General features: G+C 70.8%; 21 protein-coding genes. 14 read left to right on the top strand and 7 right to left on the bottom strand.

Translation table 11 applies throughout. The annotated features are described in order from the left end of the window. Positions 1-6 precede the first annotated feature (6 nt). The gene (locus AC3ENQ_RS09505; protein WP_431803990.1) at positions 7-741 is read right to left on the bottom strand and encodes a glutamine amidotransferase; all 735 of its coding nucleotides are present in this window, start codon (positions 739-741) and stop codon (positions 7-9) included. Beyond that, on the bottom strand, positions 738-1619 hold the full coding sequence (locus AC3ENQ_RS09500; protein WP_431804294.1) for a LysR family transcriptional regulator: 882 nt from the start codon (positions 1617-1619) through the stop codon (positions 738-740). The genes AC3ENQ_RS09505 and AC3ENQ_RS09500 overlap by 4 nt, the downstream gene beginning before the upstream one ends. Positions 1620-1820: 201 nt before the next feature. On the opposite strand from AC3ENQ_RS09500, the gene AC3ENQ_RS09495 reads away from it, so the two are divergent. From AC3ENQ_RS09495 to AC3ENQ_RS09480, 4 genes are all read left to right on the top strand, one after another. Next, positions 1821-2792 (top strand): NAD(P)-dependent oxidoreductase, encoded by a 972-nt coding sequence (locus tag AC3ENQ_RS09495; RefSeq protein WP_431803988.1) that lies wholly within the window; start codon positions 1821-1823, stop codon positions 2790-2792. A 21-nt stretch (positions 2793-2813) separates the two neighbouring features. Beyond that, complete coding sequence (locus AC3ENQ_RS09490) at positions 2814-4340, top strand: CoA-acylating methylmalonate-semialdehyde dehydrogenase (RefSeq protein ID WP_431803986.1); 1527 nt, start codon at positions 2814-2816, stop codon at positions 4338-4340. A gap of 123 nt (positions 4341-4463) precedes the next feature. Continuing rightward, entirely contained in the window at positions 4464-4688 is a 225-nt protein-coding gene (locus tag AC3ENQ_RS09485; RefSeq protein ID WP_431803984.1) for a response regulator, read from the top strand. Positions 4689-4692: 4 nt separating this feature from the next. Next, complete coding sequence (locus AC3ENQ_RS09480; RefSeq protein WP_431803982.1) at positions 4693-5337, top strand: CYTH domain-containing protein; 645 nt, start codon at positions 4693-4695, stop codon at positions 5335-5337. Between the two features lie 153 nt (positions 5338-5490). Here the strand turns inward: AC3ENQ_RS09480 and lpdA are convergent, their stop codons facing one another. Both lpdA and AC3ENQ_RS09470 read right to left on the bottom strand, forming a co-directional pair. Next, positions 5491-6891 (bottom strand): dihydrolipoyl dehydrogenase, encoded by a 1401-nt coding sequence (lpdA, locus tag AC3ENQ_RS09475; RefSeq protein WP_431803980.1) that lies wholly within the window; start codon positions 6889-6891, stop codon positions 5491-5493. Between the two features lie 9 nt (positions 6892-6900). Continuing rightward, positions 6901-7476: a copper resistance CopC family protein gene (locus AC3ENQ_RS09470; protein ID WP_431803978.1), complete on the bottom strand. Its 576-nt coding sequence runs from the start codon at positions 7474-7476 to the stop codon at positions 6901-6903. A gap of 178 nt (positions 7477-7654) precedes the next feature. Between AC3ENQ_RS09470 and AC3ENQ_RS09465 the strand changes: the two genes are divergently transcribed. Next, complete coding sequence (locus AC3ENQ_RS09465; protein ID WP_431803976.1) at positions 7655-8008, top strand: four-helix bundle copper-binding protein; 354 nt, start codon at positions 7655-7657, stop codon at positions 8006-8008. A 73-nt stretch (positions 8009-8081) separates the two neighbouring features. Here the strand turns inward: AC3ENQ_RS09465 and AC3ENQ_RS09460 are convergent, their stop codons facing one another. Further along, the gene (locus AC3ENQ_RS09460) at positions 8082-8429 is read right to left on the bottom strand and encodes a hypothetical protein (RefSeq protein ID WP_431803974.1); all 348 of its coding nucleotides are present in this window, start codon (positions 8427-8429) and stop codon (positions 8082-8084) included. A 185-nt stretch (positions 8430-8614) separates the two neighbouring features. Between AC3ENQ_RS09460 and AC3ENQ_RS09455 the strand changes: the two genes are divergently transcribed. From AC3ENQ_RS09455 to AC3ENQ_RS09445, 3 genes are all read left to right on the top strand, one after another. Continuing rightward, positions 8615-9112: an FHA domain-containing protein gene (locus tag AC3ENQ_RS09455; RefSeq protein WP_431803972.1), complete on the top strand. Its 498-nt coding sequence runs from the start codon at positions 8615-8617 to the stop codon at positions 9110-9112. Next, complete coding sequence (ftsR, locus tag AC3ENQ_RS09450; RefSeq protein ID WP_488185852.1) at positions 9109-9789, top strand: transcriptional regulator FtsR; 681 nt, start codon at positions 9109-9111, stop codon at positions 9787-9789. The genes AC3ENQ_RS09455 and ftsR overlap by 4 nt, the downstream gene beginning before the upstream one ends. 112 nt (positions 9790-9901) lie before the next feature. Beyond that, positions 9902-10483 (top strand): MerR family transcriptional regulator, encoded by a 582-nt coding sequence (locus AC3ENQ_RS09445; protein WP_431803969.1) that lies wholly within the window; start codon positions 9902-9904, stop codon positions 10481-10483. Between the two features lie 95 nt (positions 10484-10578). Here AC3ENQ_RS09445 and AC3ENQ_RS09440 read toward each other — a convergent pair whose 3' ends face one another. Further along, positions 10579-11385: a ParA family protein gene (locus AC3ENQ_RS09440; protein WP_431803967.1), complete on the bottom strand. Its 807-nt coding sequence runs from the start codon at positions 11383-11385 to the stop codon at positions 10579-10581. Positions 11386-11477: 92 nt separating this feature from the next. On the opposite strand from AC3ENQ_RS09440, the gene AC3ENQ_RS09435 reads away from it, so the two are divergent. The 3 genes from AC3ENQ_RS09435 to def are packed head-to-tail and all read left to right on the top strand — an operon-like array spanning position 11478 to position 16749. Beyond that, positions 11478-14885 carry a pyruvate carboxylase gene (locus tag AC3ENQ_RS09435; protein WP_431803965.1) on the top strand — a complete coding sequence of 1136 codons (3408 nt, stop codon included), beginning with the start codon at positions 11478-11480 and terminating at the stop codon, positions 14883-14885. A 47-nt stretch (positions 14886-14932) separates the two neighbouring features. Next, positions 14933-16258 (top strand): MinD/ParA family ATP-binding protein, encoded by a 1326-nt coding sequence (locus AC3ENQ_RS09430; protein ID WP_431803963.1) that lies wholly within the window; start codon positions 14933-14935, stop codon positions 16256-16258. Beyond that, positions 16258-16749, top strand: a complete 492-nt coding sequence (def, locus tag AC3ENQ_RS09425) for a peptide deformylase (RefSeq protein ID WP_431803961.1) — start codon at positions 16258-16260, stop codon at positions 16747-16749. Before AC3ENQ_RS09430 ends, def begins: the two co-directional genes overlap by 1 nt. 142 nt (positions 16750-16891) lie before the next feature. On the opposite strand, the gene AC3ENQ_RS09420 is transcribed toward def, so the two are convergent. Further along, positions 16892-18727: an AMP-dependent synthetase/ligase gene (locus AC3ENQ_RS09420; protein WP_431803959.1), complete on the bottom strand. Its 1836-nt coding sequence runs from the start codon at positions 18725-18727 to the stop codon at positions 16892-16894. Positions 18728-18949: 222 nt separating this feature from the next. On the opposite strand from AC3ENQ_RS09420, the gene AC3ENQ_RS09415 reads away from it, so the two are divergent. Genes AC3ENQ_RS09415 through AC3ENQ_RS09405 form a run of 3 tightly spaced genes read left to right on the top strand, consistent with a single transcriptional unit; the run spans position 18950 to position 22041 of the window. Next, positions 18950-19888: an ROK family glucokinase gene (locus AC3ENQ_RS09415; protein ID WP_431803958.1), complete on the top strand. Its 939-nt coding sequence runs from the start codon at positions 18950-18952 to the stop codon at positions 19886-19888. A 9-nt stretch (positions 19889-19897) separates the two neighbouring features. Beyond that, positions 19898-20629: a lysophospholipid acyltransferase family protein gene (locus AC3ENQ_RS09410; protein ID WP_431803956.1), complete on the top strand. Its 732-nt coding sequence runs from the start codon at positions 19898-19900 to the stop codon at positions 20627-20629. Between the two features lie 50 nt (positions 20630-20679). Then, positions 20680-22041: a class II 3-deoxy-7-phosphoheptulonate synthase gene (locus AC3ENQ_RS09405; protein WP_431803954.1), complete on the top strand. Its 1362-nt coding sequence runs from the start codon at positions 20680-20682 to the stop codon at positions 22039-22041. Positions 22042-22073: the final 32 nt, after the last annotated feature.

Raw genomic sequence — 22073 nt, 5'->3', positions numbered from 1 at the left:
GCCGGGTCAGTCGCGGGCGTAGCGCTCGACGAAGGTGCGGAGGAGCCGGCCCGTGTGCGTCACCGGCGCCCGGCGGACGGCCGCGAGCGTGAGGTCGAGCTCGTGCGCGGCGAAGTACCCGTGGTCCGCGTACGCGCGGATGCGGGTGGAGATCCCTTCGACGTCGAGCTCGGGGTGGAACTGGGTGGCGTAGACGTTCTGCCCGACCCGGAACATCTGCACCGGGCAGGCCGCCCCGGTCGCGAGGAGCGTCGCCGACGGCGGCAGCACCGAGATCGCCTCCTTGTGCCCGACGAAGGCGGTGAAGGCATCCGGGAGCCCCGCCAGCAGCGGATCATCCGCGCCCACCGCCGTGCGCGTGACCTCGATGACGCTGATGGGCTCGCGGTAGGTCCCGTCGATCACGGCGCCCTCGTGGGTGCCGACCGTGCCGATGCCGTAGCAGGCGCCGAAGAACGGGAAGTCGCGCGCGATGACGGCATCCAGCAGCGCGGAGATCTCGGCCTCGACGCGGTGCTGCACCGCCGACTTCTTCTCGGGCGGGTCCGACGCGTTGAACGGTCCGCCGCCGACGAAGATGCCCGACCAGTCGTCGAGGTCGATGTCGCCGAGCGGCTCGGCCTCGAGCCGGTGCCGGACGAGCTGGTGCTCGGCGAGCCCCGCGTAGCGGCGGAAGAGGGCGTACTCCTCGTCGGCGGGCACGTCCTCGGCCCGCGTCGCGAGGAGGAGGAACGGCTTCACGCGGCACCTCCCGCCGGTCGTCGAGTGGACGCGAGGTCCTCGCCGAGGGCCTCGCCGAGGGCCTCGAGGGTCGCCGCGACCGCGGGATTGCGCGGCCCCTCGTCGCGGGCGACCGCCCAGTACGCGAGCGGATGCGCCCATGCTCCGTCGAGCACTCGCACGAGACGCGGGTCGGCGTCGCCGAGGAAGTCGGGAAGGATGCCGATGCCCGCGCCCGCCGCCGTCGCCTCGACGTGCGCGAAGACGCTCGTCGAGCGGACCGACGGGGGAGAGGCGGGGAGCTCCTGCAGCGCCCGGTCGAGTTCGTCGACCTGCAGCGACGATTCGACGTAGTAGACGAGCGGGTGGCCGGCCAGGTCCGCGACCGTCGCCGGTGTCCCGTTCTCGGTGAGGTAGTCAGGCGTCGCGTAGAGCCGCAGGGCGTACGACGACACCGGCGTCGCGTAGGCGCGGAGCACCTGCGGGCGCCCGACGACGATCTCGAGGTCGACGCCCGAGCGGTTCTGCCGCACGCGCTGCGTCGCCGAGAGCAGTTCCACCGCGAGCCCCGGATGCGCGCGGCGCAGGCGCGTCATCGCGGGCGCGAGGAAGACGGCGGTGAAGGCATCCGGCGCAGAGATGCGCACCATCCCGTGCACGGGGTCTCCGTCGTCGCCGTCGACGAGTTCGCGCAGCGACCCCTCGATGCGCTCGGCGATCGCGACGGCGCGACGCCCGAGATCGGTGACCTCCCACCCGCCGGTGGTGCGGACGAGCACCCGCCCGCCCATCGCGCTCTCGAGCGCGGCGATCCGCCGCGACACCGTCGAGTGGTTCACGCCGAGCACGTCGGCGGCCGCCGTGTAGCGGCCGAGGCGCGCGACAGCGAGAAAGGTCATGAGGGCGTCGAGCGGGGGTTCGACGGTGGCGGTCTGCACCCGAACAGTGTGCACCAGCGCACATTCATCGTGCAAGAACGCCGTGGCGGTGTGCATTGATCCGCAGCGGATGCCGTGTCTACAGTGGCCGAAGGGACACGCTCGACGAGGAGCGTTCCTCACGACATCCACCGCACCTCCATCGACGCAGGGAGCACCACCATGGCCACCATCGCCTTCATCGGACTCGGACGCATGGGTACGCCCATGGCCGCACATCTCGTAGACGCGGGGCACACGGTCCGCGGTGTCGAGATCAATCCCGTGGCCGCCGACGCCGCCCGCGCGCGCGGCATCGAGATCGTCGACTCGGTCGCCGCGGCGCTCGCGGGCGCCGACGCCTGCCTCACGTCGCTGCCGAAGCCCGAGCACGTCCGCGCCGTCTACGGCGGCGAGGACGGCATCTTCGCGCACGCCGAGCCGCAGACCCTCCTCATGGACACCTCCACGGTCGACGTCGAGACCTCGCGCTGGTGCCACCGCGAGGCGGCCGCACGCGGACTCACGTTCGTCGACGCGCCGATCTCCGGAGGCACCGCCGGGGCCGAGGCCGCAACCCTCACCTTCATGCTCGGCGGCGAGCCGGGCGACGTCGAGCGCGCCCGCGAGATCGTCGCCCCGATGGCCGGCAACGTCATCGCCTGCGGTGAGGCCGGGGCCGGCATCGCGGCGAAGCTCGTCAACAACATGATGCTCTTCATCGGCGTCATGGCGATGTCGGAGGGCTCGCAGCTCGCCGAGCAGCTCGGCCTCGACGCGAAGGTCTTCTGGGACGTCGCGCGCGTCTCGTCGGGCGACTCCTGGCCGCTCCGCACCTGGTACCCCGTGCCGGGAGTGCTCGAGAAGTCGGCCGCGAACAACAACTTCGACGCGACGTTCTCGGTCGACCTCGCGCGCAAGGACTGCGGCCTCGCCGTACGGGCGGGGGAGACGACCGGGGTGCACCTGCCCGCGGCGTCCCTCGCCCTCGCCCAGCTCGACGAGCTCATCGCCGAGGGACTCGGCGGCAAGGACTGCACCCTCGTCGCGAAGCTCGCCTCACCCGACGGCACCCTGCGCGGCTACGATCCCGCCCAGGACGCATCGGCAGCCCCGGCATCCGCCGCGGCCTCCGCCCAGCCCGCCCACGTCTGAACGAACCGGAGGACACCCACCATGAGCACTCCCACCATCGACCAGGCCGCCGCGGCGACCGGCCCGCTGACCGCCATCCCGCACGTCGTCGGCGGCGTCCGCGTCGCCGCCGACGGGCGCACCGGCCTCGTCTTCAACCCCGCGACCGGCGTGCAGACCGGCGAGGTCGCCCTCGCCTCGGCCGACTTCGTCCACGAGGCGGCGCGGACGGCCCAGGCCGCGCAGCGCGCGTGGCGCGAGACGGGTCTCGGCAAGCGGCAGCAGGTGATGTTCCGCCTGCGCGAGATCATCTCCTCGCGTGCCGAGGAACTCGCCCGCATCATCACCGCCGAGCACGGCAAGACCGTCCCCGACGCGCTCGGCGAGGTCGCGCGCGGTCTCGAGAACGTCGAGTTCTGCACGAGCCTCATGCACCACCTCAAGGGCGAGTACTCCGAGCAGGTCGCCGCCGGCGTCGACGTGCACCAGGTGCGGCAGCCGATCGGCGTCGTCGCGTGCATCACGCCGTTCAACTTCCCCGCGATGGTGCCGCTGTGGATGGTCACGACCGCGATCGCCGCGGGCAACGCGGTGATCCTCAAGCCCAGCGAGCGCGACCCCTCGGCCGCCGTGTGGCTTGCCGACGCGTTCGCTGAGGCGGGCCTTCCCGCCGGCATCCTCAATGTCGTCCACGGCGACAAGGAGGCGGTCGACGCGATCCTCGACGACCCGATCATCGGCGCGGTCTCGTTCGTCGGTTCGACGCCGATCGCGAAGTACATCTACACGCGGGCCGCCGAACAGGGCAAGCGCGTGCAGGCGCTCGGCGGCGCGAAGAACCACATGATCGTCATGCCCGACGCCGACCTCGACGCTGCTGCCGACGCCGCGATCTCCGCCGGCTACGGCTCGGCCGGAGAGCGCTGCATGGCCGTCTCGGTCGTCGTCGCGGTGGGCGATGTCGCCGACGCACTCGTCGCGAAGGTCGCCGAGCGGATGCCGCAGGTCACCGTCGGTGACGGCACCGAGCCCGGCATCGAGATGGGCCCGCTCATCACCCGCGACGCGCTCGAGCGGGTCACCGGATTCGTCGCGGGTGCCGCCGGGGAGGGCGCCGAAGTGGTCGTCGACGGGCGCGAGCTCGACATCCCCGGCGACGGCTTCTTCATCGGCCCCTCGCTCGTCGACGGCGTGCGTCCCGGCATGCGCGTTTACGACGAGGAGATCTTCGGGCCGGTGCTCTCGGTCGTCCGCGTCGACACGTACGACGAGGCGGTCGCCTTGATCAACGGCAACCGGTACGCGAACGGCACCGCGATCTTCACGCGCGACGGCAAGACCGCGCGGCAGTTCGAGTTCGACATCGAGGTCGGCATGGTCGGGGTCAACGTCCCGATCCCCGTCCCCGTGGGCGCGTTCTCCTTCGGCGGGTGGAAGGACTCGCTCTTCGGCGACACGCACATGTACGGTCCCGAGGCGTTCCAGTTCTACACGCGCCGCAAGGTCGTCACGACCCGCTGGCCCGACCCGAGCGAGAGCCAGATCAGCCTCGGGTTCCCGACCCACTGAGGCCCGCCCGCTCGAGGGCGCCGAAACGCGGGTGCGCCGCCACGCGACCCGCAGATCGGCGCCCTCGAACGCACATCGCGCCCCCGGGACTACGCTGGAGGCATCCCAACCCAGGAGGTTCACATGGCGATCGCACGACTGCACGGCGGCCCGCTCGACGGCCAGGTCCTGCCCCTCGACGACGAGACCGAGGACTCGCTCGTCATGCCCTACAGCGAAACGCAGGTCGTCTACATGCGCCGCGGCGGCCTCGACAACACGGGTGAGGGCGACGGTCCCACCTCGAGCGACTTCTACTTCTTCGAAGCCGAAGACGACATCGACCCCGACGCCATCCGCAACGACTGATCGCGTGGGCGCCGAGCACGAAGCGGGCGCGCGGTCCCTCGAGATCGAGCGCAAGTACGACGTGGATGCCGAGGCGGCACTGCCCGACTGGGCGGCGCTCCCCGGCGTCGCGCGCGTCGGAGCCCCCGAGGAGCGCGCGCTCGACGCCCGCTATCTCGACACGGCCGATGCCGCGCTCGCGCGCGCCGCGACCGCCCTTCGTCGCCGTACGGGCGGCCCCGATGAGGGCTGGCACATCAAGCAGGCGACCCGCGAGGGGAAGCTCGAGACGCACTGGCCCCTCGACGAGGCGGCCGATCCGGAGGCCGATCCCCTCGTCCCGGCCGAGGTCGTCGCGGCACTCGCCGGCGTCGCGGAGCCGCCCTTCGCCGTGATCGCCCGCATCCGGAACGCCCGGGTCGCGTATGCGCTGCAGGATGCCGCGGGCGCGCTCGTCGCGGAGTTCGTCGACGACCACGTCACGGCCACCGACGTGCGCCGAGGCGCCTCGAGCACCTGGCGCGAATGGGAGCTCGAACTCGGCCCCGCCGCCCCCGCCGACGCCCGGGGCCGCGCGGCGCTCTTCGCCGCCGCCGACGCGCTGGTCGCCGCCGCGGGCGGCCGACCCGCGGCATCCGCGTCGAAACTCGGCCGCGCCCTCGGCGCCTGACGTGCCCCATCCCTCCGCGAGACCGCGCGAATGCACGCTTCCCGTGCGTTATTCGTGACATTTGCGCGGTCTCGCGGACGAGACGCGCTGCCCCCGGAAACCACTGACGCCGCCCCCGGCTTCGATGGGGCGGCGTCAGTCGTGGTTGCCAGATTACAAATTGATCATGTGACCGGCAAGGCCGTGGAAGGCCTCCTGCAGCGCCTCCGACAGCGTGGGGTGCGTGTGGACGTTGCGCGCCAGTTCGAGCGCGGTGAGGTCCCACTTCTGCGCGAGGGTGAGCTCGGGAAGGAGCTCGGCGACGTCGGGGCCGATGAGGTGACCGCCGACGAGTTCGAGGTGCTCGGCATCTGCGATGAGCTTCACGAAGCCGACCGGCTCGCCGAGGCCGTGCGCCTTGCCGTTCGCCATGAACGGGAAGGTCGCGACCTTGTACTCGCGGCCGGTCTCCTTGTACTGCGCCTCGGTGTAGCCGAACGAGGCCACCTGCGGCGAGCAGAAGGTCGCGCGCGGCATCATGCGGTAGTCGCCGAGCGCCATGGTCTCGGCGCCGCCGATGGTCTCCGCAGCGACGACGCCCTGCGCCTCGGCGACATGGGCGAGCTGCAGCTTCGCGGTGACATCGCCGATCGCGTAGATGCCCTCGACGTTCGTGCGCATGAAGTCGTCGATCTCGATCGCGCCGCGATCGGTGAGCTTCACACCGGTGTTCTCCAGCCCGAAGCCCTCGACCTGCGGAGCGAAGCCGATCGACATCAGCACCTTGTCGGCCTCGATCGACGACTGGGCGCCGCTCTTGTTGTCGGTGTAGGTGACCGTGACCTTGTCGCCCGAGTCGACGACCGACTCGACCTTCGTGGAGACGAGGATGTCGACGCCGAGGTTCCGGTACTGCTTCGCGATCTCCTTCGACACGTCGGCGTCCTCGTTGGGGAGGGCGCGGTCGAGGAACTCGATGATCGTGACCTTCACGCCGTAGTTGGTGAGGACGTAGGCGAACTCCATGCCGATCGCGCCCGCGCCGACGATGACGATCGATCCGGGGAGCTCGCGGGAGAGGATCTGCTCTTCGTACGTCACGACGTTCTCGCTGAGCGAGACGCCGGGGAGGAGGCGCACCGTCGAGCCGGTCGCGATGATCACGTTGTCGAACGTGAGCTCCTCGGCGGTGCCGTCGGCCTTGGTCACCGTGATGGCCTTCGGGCCCGTGAACGAGCCGCGCCCGTCGTACTCGGTGATCTTGTTCTTCTTCATCAGGTAGTGGATGCCCTTGACGCGCCCGTCGGCGACGACCCGCGAGCGGTCGAACGCGGCGCCGTAATCGAGCGACCACTCACCCGAGATGCCGAAGAAGTCGGCCTTGTGGTTCAGGGTGTGCGCGACCTCGGCGTTCTTCAGGAGCGACTTGGAGGGGATGCAGCCGACGTTGAGGCAGACACCGCCCCAGTACTTCTCTTCGATGACGGCGACCGACTGGCCGAGCTGAGCGGCACGGACGGCCGCGACATACCCGCCGGGGCCCGCGCCGAGGACGACGACGTTGTAATGAGGCATGCCTCCAGCCTAGTCCTCGCGGCGACGCCGGTTCGCGGACGAGGTGACCGCGAACACGCCGATCAGCGAGGCGAAGATCGCGACGCCGACGCCGATCCAGACGGCAGGTGACACGCCCTCGTCGTCGCTCGCCGGCGCGGTCTCGGTCGGCGAGGGAGCGGTGCCGGTGGGTGCGACCGCCGAGCCGTCGCCGACGGTGAAGGTGAACTGGTCGGAGACCGGATGCCCGTCGCTGGAGACGACGCGCCAGATGACGGTGACCTCGCCCGACGCGTCGCCCTGCAGCGGCTGGGTCAGACGCGTGCCGTCGAGGACAGGGTCGGATGCCGTGAGGTCGGTACCCGCGGCATCCGTCACGACGACCTCCGCCGCACCGGGTTCGTCGAGCAGCACGCCGCTGAAGGTGAGGGTGATCTCCGCGGGAAGGGCATCGACCTGTGCGCCGGAGGCGGGGTCGGAGCCGATCAGCTCGTCGTGCGCATAGGCCGGGGAGGCGAGGAGGACGAGGGCCAGCGCGGCCAGGAGAGCGGTGGCGGCGGCGCCGAGACGGGCGAGGGGACGGGGCGTGTGAATTCCTTGTGACATCACCCTCTCGAGCCTACGTGAGCCTGTCGCGGAGCGGCGCGGCGCGGTACCGTGGCCGCAGGCGGGCGGCCTGCGACGCGCGCACTCCAGCCGCAGGTCCCGTGGCCCGTCTCCGACAGAGAGCTGGGACCCGATGGACGCGATGATGATGAACGCGATGTCCGAGAAGATGGCGTCGATGGACGGCATGCCCGCGATGGACATGCAGGTGATGCAGGCGTGCCTCGACGCGTGCGCCGCGTGCGAGCAGGCGTGCACCGTCTGTTCGATGCAGCTGATGGACTGCGCGCCGGCCTGTATGAACTGCGCGGACATGTGCAACACGATGATGCGCTCGATGCTGCGCATGCAGGGCATGACCCCCGCCGTCATGATGGCCATGCTCGACGCGTGCATCGCCATGTGTCAGATGTGCATGGACGAGTGCATGATGCACGCCGACGAGAGCCCGGTCTGCAAGATGTGCGCCGAGGCGTGCAAGGCGTGCATGGATGCCTGCTCCGCCACGCGCTCCGCGATGGTCACCGCCTGATCTCGATACACACCGCCGCGGACTCGTCCCCGGTCGTTGAGCGAGGCGCGCAGCGCCGAGTCGAAACGTCCGGTCAGAGGGCGAGCGCGTTGAAGAGCGTGCCGCCGACCGACAGCGCGTGATAGCGCGGGTGGAACGCGACCGGCGTGCCGATCTCGACCGCCGCGGCGGCCCCGGCGCCGTTCCACAGCGCCTGCGCGCGCCCGTCGAGCGTATGCACCAGGATGCTGCCCTCCGCGGCATCCGTCGTCGTCACGATCGCGTCGACCCATTCGGTCGGCGTCGCCGAGGCCAGGCGCGCCTGGATGAGGTGCACCGCGTGGCCGGGCGCGAACGATGAGCAGGCGCCGCCGTGCACGCACATGCAGAGCGCGCCCTGACGCACCGAGATGGGCGTGAGGCGGTTCTGCGGCGTGGACACGGTGGGACTCCTTCGTTGGTCGGAAGGCCAGGCTATGGCGGGAGGTCACGGCGCCGCGCGGCGCCTGTCACACGGTGCAACATTGCGGGCACACGGTGCAACATTGCGGGCCGAGCCCTCGCGATCGCGCCGCGGGGGTTTCCAGCTCGGAGGCATCCGTTAGGGTGAACAGGAGGGAGGCCAGCGTGAACGAGAACGATCGTGACGGCGCCGCGGATGCCGGCGCAGACGACATCCGACGCGACGCGGACGGCGGTCGCGCCGTCGATTCGACGCAGACGTTCGGACACGACTCCGATCTGTCGTTCATCCCGTTCGGCAGCGACCTGACCGAGGCCGAGATCGAGGCGATCGGCGCACTGCCCGCGCGGTCCGCGCTGCTGCTCGTTCGCTCCGGACCGACGGCCGGCGCGCGCTACCTGCTCGACACCGACGTCACCACGGTCGGCCGTCATCCCGAAGCCGACATCTTCTTCGACGACGTCACGGTCTCCCGCCGTCACGCCGAGGTCACCCGCACGGGCGGATTCTTCGAGATCGTCGACCAGCGCTCGCTCAACGGCACGTACGTGAACGGGGAGCGCGTCGACCGCGCCGTCCTCAACGACGGCGCCGAGGTGCGCATCGGCAAGTTCCGCCTCAACTTCTTCGTCTCGCCGGCAGACCGGGGCACGGGCGCGTGAGCCCCGCAGCAGCACCCCGCGGCCGGGCCTCGGCCACGGGGCCGTTGAGCATCGGTCAGGTCCTCGCGCGGCTGACCCCCGAGTTCCCCGACCTCACCGCCAGCAAGCTGCGCTACTTCGAGGACCAGGGGCTCGTGACGCCGCTGCGCACCGAAGCCGGCTACCGCAAGTTCACGCCCGCCGACGTCGCACGGGTGCGCACCGCGCTGACGCTGCAGCGCGACCACGACTTCAAGCTCGCCCGCATCCGCGAGTACCTCGACGCGCACGACGGCGAGGCCGAGGTCACCCTTCCGCCGTCGATCCTCGAGGCGCCGCGCCGGTACCGCCGCGACGAGCTCCTCGCCGCCGCCGGGGCAGCGCCCGCCCTCCTCGACGACGCGGTGAGCGCCGGCATCGTCCCGGCATCCGACGCCTATGACGAACGCGCGCTCACGGTGCTCCGCGCCCTCGTCGCGCTCGATTCCCACGGCATCCAGCCGCGGCACGTGCGCGGTATGCGGCAGGCGGCGGAGCGCGAGGTCGCGCTCGTCGGAAGTGCGCTCGCGCCGCTCCTGCGTCGCACCGACGGCGGGTCACGGGCCCGCGCCAGCGAGCTCGCACCCGAGCTCCTGCGCCGACTCGACGAGGTGCGCGCGAGCTTCGTGACGGCGGCGCTCGACCGTCTCGTCCCGTGACCGGGCGCGGGGTCCGCGCGCGACACGCCGAGGGCGCGAGAGCGGATGTCGTTGCCGGTGGGGTCACCCTCATCTACCGTGGAAGCACAACAGAGTTCGGCTGGAGGCGACGATGACCGCGCATGATGCGCCCGTGGGTGGGTCTGCAGCTGGATCCGCAGCGGGACCCGCCGAGCCGACGTTCGCCACCGAGCTCCTCTTCACCGACGGGCTGCCGCAGATGGACGACGAGGTCGGCTACCGCGGCGCCGTCGCGGCCCGCGCCGCCGGCATCACCTATCGCCAGCTCGATTACTGGGCGCGCACCGAGCTCGTCGAGCCGACCGTCCGTGGGGCGAGCGGCTCGGGATCGCAGCGACTCTACGGGTTCCGCGACATCCTCGTGCTGAAGCTCGTCAAGCGCCTCCTCGACACCGGGATCTCCCTGCAGCAGATCCGTACCGCCGTCGAGCAGCTGCGTGCCTCCGGCATCCGTGATCTCGCCGGCACCACCCTCATGAGCGACGGCGCCTCGGTCTACCTCTGCACCTCGAACGACGAAGTCATCGACCTCGTCAGCCGCGGGCAGGGTGTCTTCGGCATCGCCGTGGGCAAGGTGCTGCACGAGGTGGAATCGACGCTCGTCGATTTCGACCCGCAGGTGCCCGACCCGGTCGACGAGCTGGCCGCCCGTCGGGCGCAGCGCTCGGCCTGATCTCGGCGGAGCTCTCCGGAGCTCGATACACGGCGGCTGCGTCGTGATCTCCCTACACCACGGCTCCGCCGCGGCACTCGATCAGCGAGGCGTGGTCAGGCGCGCTGTTCGCCGGCGGCGATGCGGCCGGTGCGCATGACGCGGTCGAGAAGCGCGTCGAAGTCGCCCGCGAGTTCCTGAGCGGAGTCGCCGGGCCAGATGTGCAGCGGCTTCGCCGCGCCCTGCGCCTGCTGGAGCGACGTGCGCTCGGGCAGCTGGGGGGAGAGGACGAGCGGGCCGAACATGTCGCGGAGCTCCTTGATGCGGAACTGGTGCTCGATCGACTGCGGGCGCACGCGGTTCACGACGATGCCGAGGGGCTGCAGGCGCGGCGAGAGGCCACGACGGATCTCCTCGATCGCGCGCAGTGCGCGGTCGGCGGCGGCGACGGAGAAGAGCCCGGGCTCGGTCACCACGATGACGCGGTCGGATGCCGCCCACGCGGTGCGCGTCAGGGCGTTGAGGGAGGGCGCGCAGTCGATGAGGACGAGGTCGTAGTCGGCCTCGATCGTCGCGAGGGCCTCTTCGAGCTTCCAGACATCGCGCACCGACGGGTGCGGACCGTCGAAGTTGATGGCCGAGGGGCTCCCGATCATGACGTCGATCGTGCCGGCGTGGACCTTCGACCACCCGCTCGAGGTGATCGCCTGACGGACGACCTTCTCCTTGGGGTTCGCGAGGACGTCGGCGACGTTGAGGCGCCCGGCGACCTGGATGTCCATCCCCGTCGACACGTCGGACTGCGGGTCGAGGTCGACGACGAGAGTCCGCACGCCACGGGCGAACGCCGCAGAGGCGAGGCCGAGCGTCACGGTCGTCTTGCCGACACCCCCCTTGAGCGAGGAGACGGAGAGTACGTGCACGAGGCTCTACGTTACCGTCCCCTAGGCTGTGAGGACACTCAGGCAGCCCGATGCGTGATGTCGCGCATCGCACTCTCCCCCACGAGGTGAGCATGTTCCGAAAGATCCTGGTCGCGAACCGCGGCGAGATCGCGATCCGAGCCTTCCGCGCCGCCTTCGAGCTGGGTGCCCGGACCGTCGCGGTCTACCCGTACGAAGACCGCTTCTCGCTGCACCGGCTGAAGGCCGACGAGGCGTACCAGATCGGTACGAAGGGTCAGCCCGTGCGGGCCTACCTCGACGTCGACGAGATCATCCGGGTCGCGCTCGAGTCCGGCGCCGATGCGATCTACCCCGGCTACGGCTTCCTCTCGGAGAATCCCGATCTCGCCGCGCGGGCCGCCGAGAACGGCATCGTCTTCATCGGTCCGCCCGCCCGCGCCCTCGAGATGGCCGGCAACAAGGTCACGGCGAAGGAGCACGCGATCGCCGCGGGCGTCCCGGTGCTGCGGAGCACTCCGGCATCCGACGACGTCGACCTCCTCCTCAGCCAGTCGGACGACATCGGCTTCCCCATCTTCGTCAAGGCGGTCGCCGGCGGCGGCGGGCGCGGCATGCGCCGCGTCGAGACGAAGGATGCCTTGGCCCCCGCGATCGCCGAGGCCATGCGCGAGGCCGACAGCGCCTTCGGTGACGCCCGCGTCTTCCTCGAGCAGGCGGTGCAGCGCCCCCGCCACGTCGAGGTGCAGATCCTCGCCGACAAGACCGGCGAGACGGTGCACCTGTTCGAGCGGGACTGCTCGGTGCAGCGCCGCCACCAGAAGGTCATCGAGATCGCCCCCGCGCCGAACCTCGCCGACGATGTCCGCACCGCGCTGCACGGGTATGCCGTCGCCTTCGCCCGCTCGATCGGGTACGAGAACGCCGGCACGGTGGAGTTCCTCCTCGAGACCGCCGGACCGCGCACGGGCGAAGTCGTCTTCATCGAGATGAACCCGCGCATCCAGGTCGAGCACACGGTCACCGAAGAGGTGACCGACGTCGACCTCGTGCAGTCGCAGATGCGGATCGCCGCGGGGGAGACCCTCGGCGACCTGGGCCTGCACCAGGAGGACATCCACCTGCGCGGCGCGGCGCTGCAGTGCCGCATCACGACCGAGGACCCCACGCAGGGCTTCCGCCCCGACACCGGCAAGATCACGACGTACCGCTCGCCCGGCGGCGCCGGCATCCGCCTCGACGGCGGCACGACCGCCGCGGGCTCGCAGGTGAGCCCCCACTTCGACTCGATGCTCGCGAAGCTCACGTGCCGTGGCCGCGACTTCGCCGCGGCGGTCGTGCGTTCGCGCCGTGCCCTGGCGGAATTCCGCATCCGCGGCGTCTCGACGAACATCCCGTTCCTGCAGGCCGTGCTCGACGACCCGGCCTTCGTCGCGGGCGACCTCAGCACCTCCTTCATCGACGAGCGCCCCGAGCTCCTCCTCGGCCGCCCCTCGAAGGACCGCGGCTCGAAGATCATCTCCTGGCTCGCCGACACGACCGTCAACCGCCCGAACGGCGACAACCCGCTCACGGTCGACCCGGCATCCAAGCTGCCGCACATCGACCTCGGCACGACGCCGCCGGCCGGCACGCGTCAGCGCATCCAGGAACTCGGTCCCGCCGGCTTCGCCGCGCAGCTGCGCGCGCAGACCCCGCTCGCCGTCACCGAGACGACGTTCCGCGACGCGCACCAGTCGCTCCTCGCGACCCGCGTGCGCACGCGCGACCTCCTCGCCGTGGCGCCCTACGTCGCCCGCATGGAGCCGCAGCTGCTCTCCGTCGAGGCGTGGGGCGGGGCGACGTACGACGTCGCGCTGCGCTTCCTCGGCGAAGACCCGTGGGAGCGGCTCGACGCCCTGCGCGAGGCGCTTCCGAACGTCGCGATCCAGATGCTTCTGCGCGGGCGCAACACGGTCGGCTACACCCCGTACCCGACGCAGGTGACCGACGCGTTCGTCCGCGAGGCGGCGGCGTCGGGCGTCGACATCTTCCGCATCTTCGACGCGCTCAACGACGTCGCCCAGATGCGTCCCGCGATCGACGCGGTCCTCGAGACCGGCACCGCCGTCGCCGAGGCCGCGATCTGCTACACCGCCGACCTGCTCGACCCGAGTGAGAGCCTCTACACGCTCGACTACTACCTGAACCTCGCAGAGCAGGTCGTCGACGCGGGCGCCCACATCATCGCGATCAAGGACATGGCCGGGCTCCTCCGCCCCGCCGCCGCCTCGAAGCTCGTGACGGCCCTCCGCGAGCGGTTCGACGCGCCCGTGCACGTCCACACCCACGACACGGCGGGCGGCCAGCTCGCGACACTCCTCGCGGCGAGCCAGGCGGGGGCGGATGCCGTGGACGCGGCCGCGGCGCCCATGTCGGGGACGACGAGCCAGCCGTCGCTGTCGGCGCTCGTCGCCGCGCTCGCGCACACCGAGCGCGACACCGGCCTCGACCTGCAGGCGGTGTCGGATCTCGAGCCGTACTGGGAGGCGGTGCGGCACCTGTACCGTCCGTTCGAGTCGGGCCTGCCCGGCCCCACCGGCCGCGTGTACCATCACGAGATCCCCGGCGGACAGCTCTCCAACCTCCGCCAGCAGGCGATCGCGCTCGGCCTCGCCGACGACTTCGAGCTCATCGAGGACATGTACGCGGCGGCGAACGACATCCTCGGCCGCGTGCCGAAGGTGACGCCCTCGTCGAAGGTCGTGGGCGACCTCGCGCTCCACCTCGCCGCCGTGAAAGCGGACCCCGCCGACTTCGCGGCGAACCCGGAGAAGTACGACGTGCCCGACTCGGTCGTCGGCTTCATGGCGGGCGAGCTCGGCGACCTGCCGGGCGGCTGGCCCGAGCCCTTCCGCAGCAAGGTCCTGCAGGGTCGGAACGTGCGGGTGGGCGTCACCGAGATCTCCGACGAGGATGCCGCAGCGCTGGATGCCGATTCGGCGACCCGCCGCACGACGCTCAACACGCTCCTCTTCCCCGGGCCGACGAAGGCGTTCCGCGAGGTGCGCGACACCTACGGCGACCTCAGCGTCCTCGACACGGCCGATTACCTGTACGGGCTCACTCCCGGTGCCGAGCACGTCGTCGAGATCGAGCGCGGCGTGCAGCTCTATGTGGGCCTCGAGGCGATCGGCGAAGCCGACGACAAGGGCATGCGCACCGTCATGACGACGCTCAACGGCCAGCTGCGGCCCGTGTTCGTCCGCGACCGGTCGATCGACGTCGAGACGCGTCAGGCCGAGAAGGCCGACACGTCGAAGCCCGGTCAGGTCGCGGCGCCGTTCTCGGGTGTCGTGACGCTCAAGGCTGCGGTCGGCGACCGCGTGCAGGCGGGCCAGCCCGTGGCATCCATCGAGGCGATGAAGATGGAAGCCGCCATCACCGCTCCCGTCGACGGGGTCATCGAGCGCCTCGCGATCGCCGCGACGGCACCGGTCGAGGCCGGCGATCTTTTGGTCGTCATCCGACCCGCCGACTAGCCTGGGTCGGGGCGTTCGCGCCCTCGGAAGATCTGGGAGAGTGCACCGTGGCGTCTGATCGCAACGACAATCCGGCCGACGACGCCGACAACGGGGTCCTCGAGGGCCCCGTGGGCGCCGAGACGACCGGCATCGGCATCGTGGGAGGCGCGACCGCTCAGGTCGACGTGACGCTCCCCGCGCACGCCGACGACGACGACGACCTCGTCGACGACGACGTCGTGGGCGGTGACATCGTGGGCGGCGACGCGACGCTCGGTGCTTCGCGCGCGTACACGGCCGAGCCCGCCTCCGCCCTCCCGGCGGCGCCCGCGCCGGATGCGGCCTCCGCGATCGCGGTCCCCGACGCCGACCACGCCGAGCGCGTGCGCCCGCGCACCTCGGAGATCACGCTCCAGTCGCGGCGCCTCGGCGACTTCGACGCCGACCGGGAGAGCTCCGACCTGCTCACCCCCGACCGGCTGCTCGACCCGGCGCACGTCGTCCGCCCCGAGCCCGAGGGCACCTGGCAGAACCTCGTCTACCGCCTCTCCGGACGCCGCATCAACCTCGGCGACGGGCGCCGCGCGCAGGCGCGGAAGGCCCTCGACCGCCGCATCGCCGCACCTCTTGCCGGCGGCGCCCGCTTCGTGCCGGTGCTCTCGCGCAAGGGCGGCGTCGGCAAGACGACCGTCACGACGCTCCTCGGCATGGCTCTCGCCGACGCCCGCGAAGACCGGATCATCGCGGTCGACGCGAACCCCGACCGCGGCACGCTCGCCGAGCGCATCGGACGCCCGAGCGGCAAGACGGTGCGCGACCTCATCCGCGCGCGCGACGACGTGCACGGCTTCAACGACATCTCCCAGATCGTCGCGCGCGACCACACGCGCCTAGACGTGCTCGCCTCCGAGGCCGACCCGCACATCTCCGAGGCCTTCAGCGACGCCGACTACGAGGACGTCGCCGAGATCGCCGCGCACTTCTACTCCGTCGTCCTCACCGACACCGGAACCGGCATCGTCCATTCGGTCATGAGCGCCACGCTCGAGCGTGCCGACACGCTCGTGATCGTGGCCGGCCTCAGCGTCGACGAGGCGCGCCTCGCCTCGGAGACCCTCACCTGGCTGGAGACCAACGGCTACGCCGACCGGGTCCGCAGCGCCGTCGTCGTGCTGAACGCCGCGCGCCCGGGCGCGGCTCTCGTGCGCGCCGAGGAACTCGAGGCGCACTTCCGCAGCCGCGTGCGCGCGGTCGTGCGGATGCCGTACGACCCGCACATCGCCGCGGGGAGCGCCATCGCGTTCCGCGACCTCCAGCCCGAGACACGCGAGGCGGCACGCCAGCTCGCGGCGACCGTGGTCGAGGGTCTTCGCACGCAGGCCGCCGCCTGATGGCCGTCCGCACGATCCGCCTCTTCGGCGACCCCGTGCTCCGGGCCGTCAGCGAGCCGATCGGCGACATCGACGACGGCATCCGCGCCCTCGTGCAGGATCTCGTCGACACCGTCGCCCTTCCCGGGCGTGCGGGCGTCGCGGCGCCCCAGATCGGCGTCGGACTCCGGGCCTTCAGCTACAACATCGACGGCGACATCGGCTACATCCTGAACCCGGTGCTCGTCGAGGTGCGCGGCGAGCCGGAACCGGTGAGCGAGGGATGCCTGTCGGTCCCCGGCCTCTGGCACGACGCGCTGCGGCACCCGTGGGCGCGCGTGGAGGGCATCGACCTCGACGGTGCCGAGATCGTCCTGGAGGGCGACGGGCTGCTCGCCCAGGCGCTGCAGCACGAGACCGATCACCTCGACGGCATGCTGTACCTGTCGCGCCTGAGTCCCGAGGACCGCCGCACCGCGATGCGCGAGGTGCGCGAGAGCGACTGGTTCTGAGCGCCTGACCCGATTCGATTCCTCGCTGCGCTCGTCGCTCAACGACTGGCGAGGGTTCCCCCCAGACGCTCAACGACCGGTGGGGAAGCCCCTCACCGGTCGTTGAGCGAGCGGCGCCAGCCGCAAGTCGAAACGCGCGGCGTCAGCCGAGCGACACGTTGGTGGTGTTGACGGGCACCGTGTAGATGTCCTCGACCGCATCGGCGAAGTCGTCGAGGATGACGTTCCGCTTGATGCTCATCTTCGGGGTCAGGTGGCCGCTGTCCTCTGTCCACTCGGTGTCGAGGATCGTGAACTTGCGGATCGACTCGGCGCGCGAGACGGTCTTGTTCGCGCGGTCGACGGCGGTCTGCACCTCTTCGCGGACCTTGCTGTTCTTCGCGGCATCCGCCAGCGACATGTCGGCGGGCAGACCGTTGTTCGCGAGCCAGGTCGGGAGCATCTCGGTGTCGAGGGTGACGAGCGCCGCGATGAACGGCTTCTGGTCGCCGACGACGACGACCTGGCTGACGATCGGGTTCGCGCGGATCGGGTCCTCGAGCGCGGCCGGCGCGACGTTCTTGCCGCCGGCGGTGACGATGATCTCCTTCTTGCGCCCGGTGATCGTGAGGAACCCCTCACTGTCGAACGAGCCGAGGTCGCCCGTGCGGAACCAGCCGTCGTCGAACGCGGCGTCGGTCGCCTCGGGGTTATTCCAGTACTCGCGGAAGACGTTCACGCCGCGCACCTCGACTTCGCCGTCCTCGGCGAGGCGCACACCGACACCGGGGATGACCGTGCCGACCGTGCCGATCTTCGACTTCTTGACGGTGTTGACGGTCGCCGGGGCGGTCGTCTCGGTGAGACCGTAGCCCTCGAGGATCGTCACACCCAGGCTGTGGAAGAAGTGGCCGAGGCGCGGACCGAGGGGCGCAGAGCCCGACACGGCGTACTTCACGCGCCCGCCCATCGCTTCGCGGAGCTTGGCGTAGACGAGCTTGTCGAAGACGGCGAACTTGATCTTGGTGCCCAGCGGCACCTTCTTGCCCTCCTGCTCGAGCGTCGACTTCTCGATCGCGGTGTGGGCCGCGGCGCGGAAGATCTTGCCCTTGCCGCCGGCCTCGGCCTTCTGCTCGGCCGAGTTGTAGACCTTCTCGAACACGCGCGGGACGGCGAGGAGGAACGAGGGCTGGAACGAGCCGAGCGCCGGGAGGAGCTGCTTCGTGTCGGGCTGGTGACCCGTCTTCACGCCCGCGTGCACGTCGAGGATCGAGATGAAGCGCGCGAAGACGTGCGCGGTCGTGATGAACAGCAGGGTCGAGGCGCCGGGCTCGGAGACGAGCTCTTCGAGGTTCTTCGCGGAGTTGCGGGCGAGCTCGACGAAGTTGCTGTGCGTGAGGACGCAGCCCTTGGGTCGGCCGGTCGAGCCCGAGGTGTAGATGAGGGTTGCGATGTCGGAGCCGACGGCGAGGCTGCGGCGGCGCTCGATCTCGGCGTCGGCCACGTCGACGCCGCCCCGGCGGAGGACGTCGAGGTCACCGGCATCCATGTTCCACACCTCGCGGACGAGCGGGAGCTCGCCGCGGACCTCGGCGATGCGGGCGGCGTGATCGGCCGACTCGCCGAGCACCGCGATGGCGCCGGAGTCGGAGACGATCCAGGAGATCTGCGAGGCGGAGCTGGTCTCGTAGACGGGGACCATGACGGCGCCGGCGAAGAAGAGCGCGAAGTCGACGAGCGTCCATTCATAGGTGGTGCGCGCGATGAAGGCCACCTTGTCGCCGGGCTCGATGCCCGCGGCGACGAAGCCCTTGGCCAGCGCCACGACGTCGCGCTGGAACTCGGCGGCGGTGATGTCGCGCCATCCGTCGCCCTCGGGGACGGCGAACAATGCCAGGGACGGGGTCTCCTTGACGCGGGCGACCAGCAGGTCCGCGACATTCGCGGTCGGGTCTTCGGGGACGACGGCGGGGACTTCGAACTGAACGACGGCGCTCATATGGGCGGCAACTCCTTCGGTACCGGGTGACGTCAGATGACGGTGGGATCGAGTCTAACGGAATGTGGAACTCAGTCCCTCCGCGCCGGGTCGGGACCGGTGCGGGTCGTGCACGGCCCCTGCACCCCGTCGGACCGCGCTCCCCACACTAGACTCTCGGGTGCCGCGCCGCCCGCAGGAGAGACCTTCTGCGCCGGATCCCGTGCGGTGGAAGGATGCGCAGTGCTCAACGTCGGCATCGACATCGGTGGGACCAAGATCGCCGGAGGCGTCGTCGCGGACGACGGGCGCATCCTCGAGCACCTCCGCGTACCCACGCCCGCCGACACCGGCGCACTCGCACGCGCGGTGGCCGATATGGTGGCCGAGCTCGCCGGGCGCCACGACGTGCACGCGGTCGGCGTCGCCGCCGCGGGCTACATCGACGCCGCGCGCTCGGTCATGCTCCACTCCCCGAACATCGCGTGGCACGACGAGCCGCTGCGCGCCGAGTTCGAGGCGCTCATCGGCCGCCCGGTCACCCTCGAGAACGATGCCAACGCCGCGGGGTGGGGCGAGTTCCGCTTCGGCGCGGGCCGCGAATCGACCGACATGGTCATGGTGACCCTCGGCACAGGGGTGGGCGGCGCCGTCGTGAACAACGGCCAGCTCCTCATCGGCGCCAACGGCAGCGCCGCCGAGCTCGGCCACGTCCGCTTCCTCCGGGGCGGGCGCCCCTGCGGATGCGGGCAGAACGGATGCCTCGAGCAGTACGCCTCGGGCCGCGCGCTTCAGCGCGAGCTCGCCGACGTCGCCGAGGACCCCGAGATCGGCACCGCCGTCGCCGCGCACCGCAACAAGAAGGGCAACGTCCCCTCGCGAGAGCTCGCCCTGTTGCTCGCCGACGAAGACCCCGGCGCACTCGAGGCCGTGCGCCGCGTCGCCACGGCCCTCGGCGAGGCGTGCGGCGCCTTCCAGGCCGTCCTCGACCCCGACCTCTTCGTCATCGGCGGGGGAGTGGCCGAGCTCGGCGAGGCGCTGCTCGAGCCCGCGCGGCGCGCGTACGACACGGCGCTTCCCGGGTTCGGCCAGCGGCCGACGGCGCGGTTCGTCACGGCATCCCTCGGCAACGACGCCGGACTCGTCGGCGTCGCCGACCTCGCCGGCATGCGGAGCCGGTAGGAGACCGCGATGTTCTACTGGGTGATGAAGTACATCGTGATCGGACCGATCGTGAAGGCGATCTTCCGGCCATGGATCGTGGGGCGCTCGAACGTCCCGTCGACGGGCGCCGCGATCCTCGCCTCGAACCACCTCTCGGTGAGCGATTCGATCTTCCTGCCGCTCATGATCGACCGGCCGATGAGCTTCCTCGCCAAGAGCGACTACTTCACCGGCAAGGGCATCAAGGGGTGGGCGACCCGCGTCTTCATGAAGGCGACGGGGCAGATCCCGATCGATCGCACGGGCGGCAAGGCCTCCGAGGCATCCCTCAACACGGGCCTGCAGGTGCTCGGACGGGGCGACCTCCTCGGCATCTACCCGGAGGGAACCCGCAGCCCCGATGGCAAGCTGTACCGCGGAAGGACGGGCCTCGCGCGCATGGCGCTCGAAGCGCGCGTTCCCGTCGTCCCGGTCGTCATGGTCGACACCGGCGAGATCATGCCGATCGGGCGCTCCATCCCGCGGATCGGCCGCGTCGGCATGGTGATCGGCGAGCCGCTCGACTTCTCGAGGTTCCACGGGATGGAATCCGACCGGTTCGTGCTCCGCTCGGTCACCGACGAGATCATGGTGGCCCTCCAGCGCCTCGGCGAGCAGCGGTACGAAGACGTCTACGCGTCGACCGTGAAGAACCGCGCCGCGACGGGCTTCGACGGCGTCGCGGCGGTCGGGGATCCCGCCGATTCCGCCGCGGTGTGACTCCCGTCATACGGCATCCTGGCCCTGCGGGCCACGACTAGACTGAACGGATGCCCGTTCTGCACGCGAACTCCGCCGCTGTCGACCCGCGGAGCCTGGACCACTGGCGCACCCTCCCCATCAAGCAGCAGCCCACGTGGGACGACGCCGACGCGGTCGCCGAGGTCTCCGCGGAGATCGCCTCGCTTCCGCCGCTCGTCTTCGCCGGCGAGGTCGACAACCTGCGCGAGCGCCTGGCGCGTGCCGCCGCCGGGAAGGCGTTCCTGCTGCAGGGCGGAGACTGCGCCGAGACCTTCGCGGGAGCGACCGCCGACCAGATCCGCAGCCGCATCAAGACGGTGCTGCAGATGGCGGTCGTCCTCACCTACGGCGCCTCGATGCCCGTCGTCAAGATGGGGCGGATGGCCGGGCAGTTCGCCAAGCCCCGATCGAGCGACACCGAGACCCGCGGCGACGTCACTCTTCCCGCCTACCGCGGCGACATCGTCAACGGGTACGACTTCACCGAAGGATCGCGCACCGCCGACCCGCGCCGGCTGCTGCAGGGCTACCACACCGCGGCATCCACCATCAATCTCATCCGCGCGTTCACGCAGGGCGGGTTCGCCGACCTCCGCGAAGTCCATTCGTGGAACAAGGGCTTCGCCTCGAACCCCGCGAACGCCCGGTACGAGGGGCTCGCGACCGAGATCGACCGCGCCATCAAGTTCATGGAGGCCGCCGGAGCCGACTTCGACGAGCTCAAGCGCGTCGAGTTCTACACGGGTCACGAGGGTCTGCTGATGGACTACGAGCGCCCGATGACCCGCATCGACTCGCGCACGCAGGATGTCTACAACACGTCGGCGCACTTCCTCTGGATCGGCGAGCGCACGCGTGACCTCGACGGCGCGCACGTCGACTACTTCTCCAAGATCCGCAACCCCATCGGGGTCAAGCTCGGTCCGACCACGAGCCCCGAGACGGCCCTGGCCCTCATCGACAAGCTCGATCCCGAACGCGAGCCGGGCCGTCTCACCTTCATCACGCGCATGGGTGCGGGCAAGATCCGCGACGCGCTGCCGCCGCTGCTGGAGGCCGTGAAGGATGCCGGGGCGACGCCGCTGTGGGTCACCGACCCGATGCACGGCAACGGCATCACGACGCCCACCGGGTACAAGACGCGTCGCTTCGACGACGTCGTCGACGAGGTCCGCGGCTTCTTCGAGGCGCACCGCGCCGTGGGGACGCACCCCGGCGGCATCCACGTCGAGCTCACCGGTGACGACGTCACCGAGTGCCTCGGCGGCTCGGAGCAGATCGACGAGGCGACCCTCGCGACCCGCTACGAGAGCCTGTGCGACCCGCGCCTGAACCACATGCAGTCCCTCGAGCTCGCGTTCCTGGTGGCCGAGGAGCTCGAAAAGCGCTGACCCCGCTGGCCTTTTCTGACCGCGAGACCGCG

It is taken from the genome of Microbacterium sp. bgisy203, from assembly GCF_057706945.1.
This window is presented reverse-complemented; position numbering and strand designations above follow the sequence as displayed.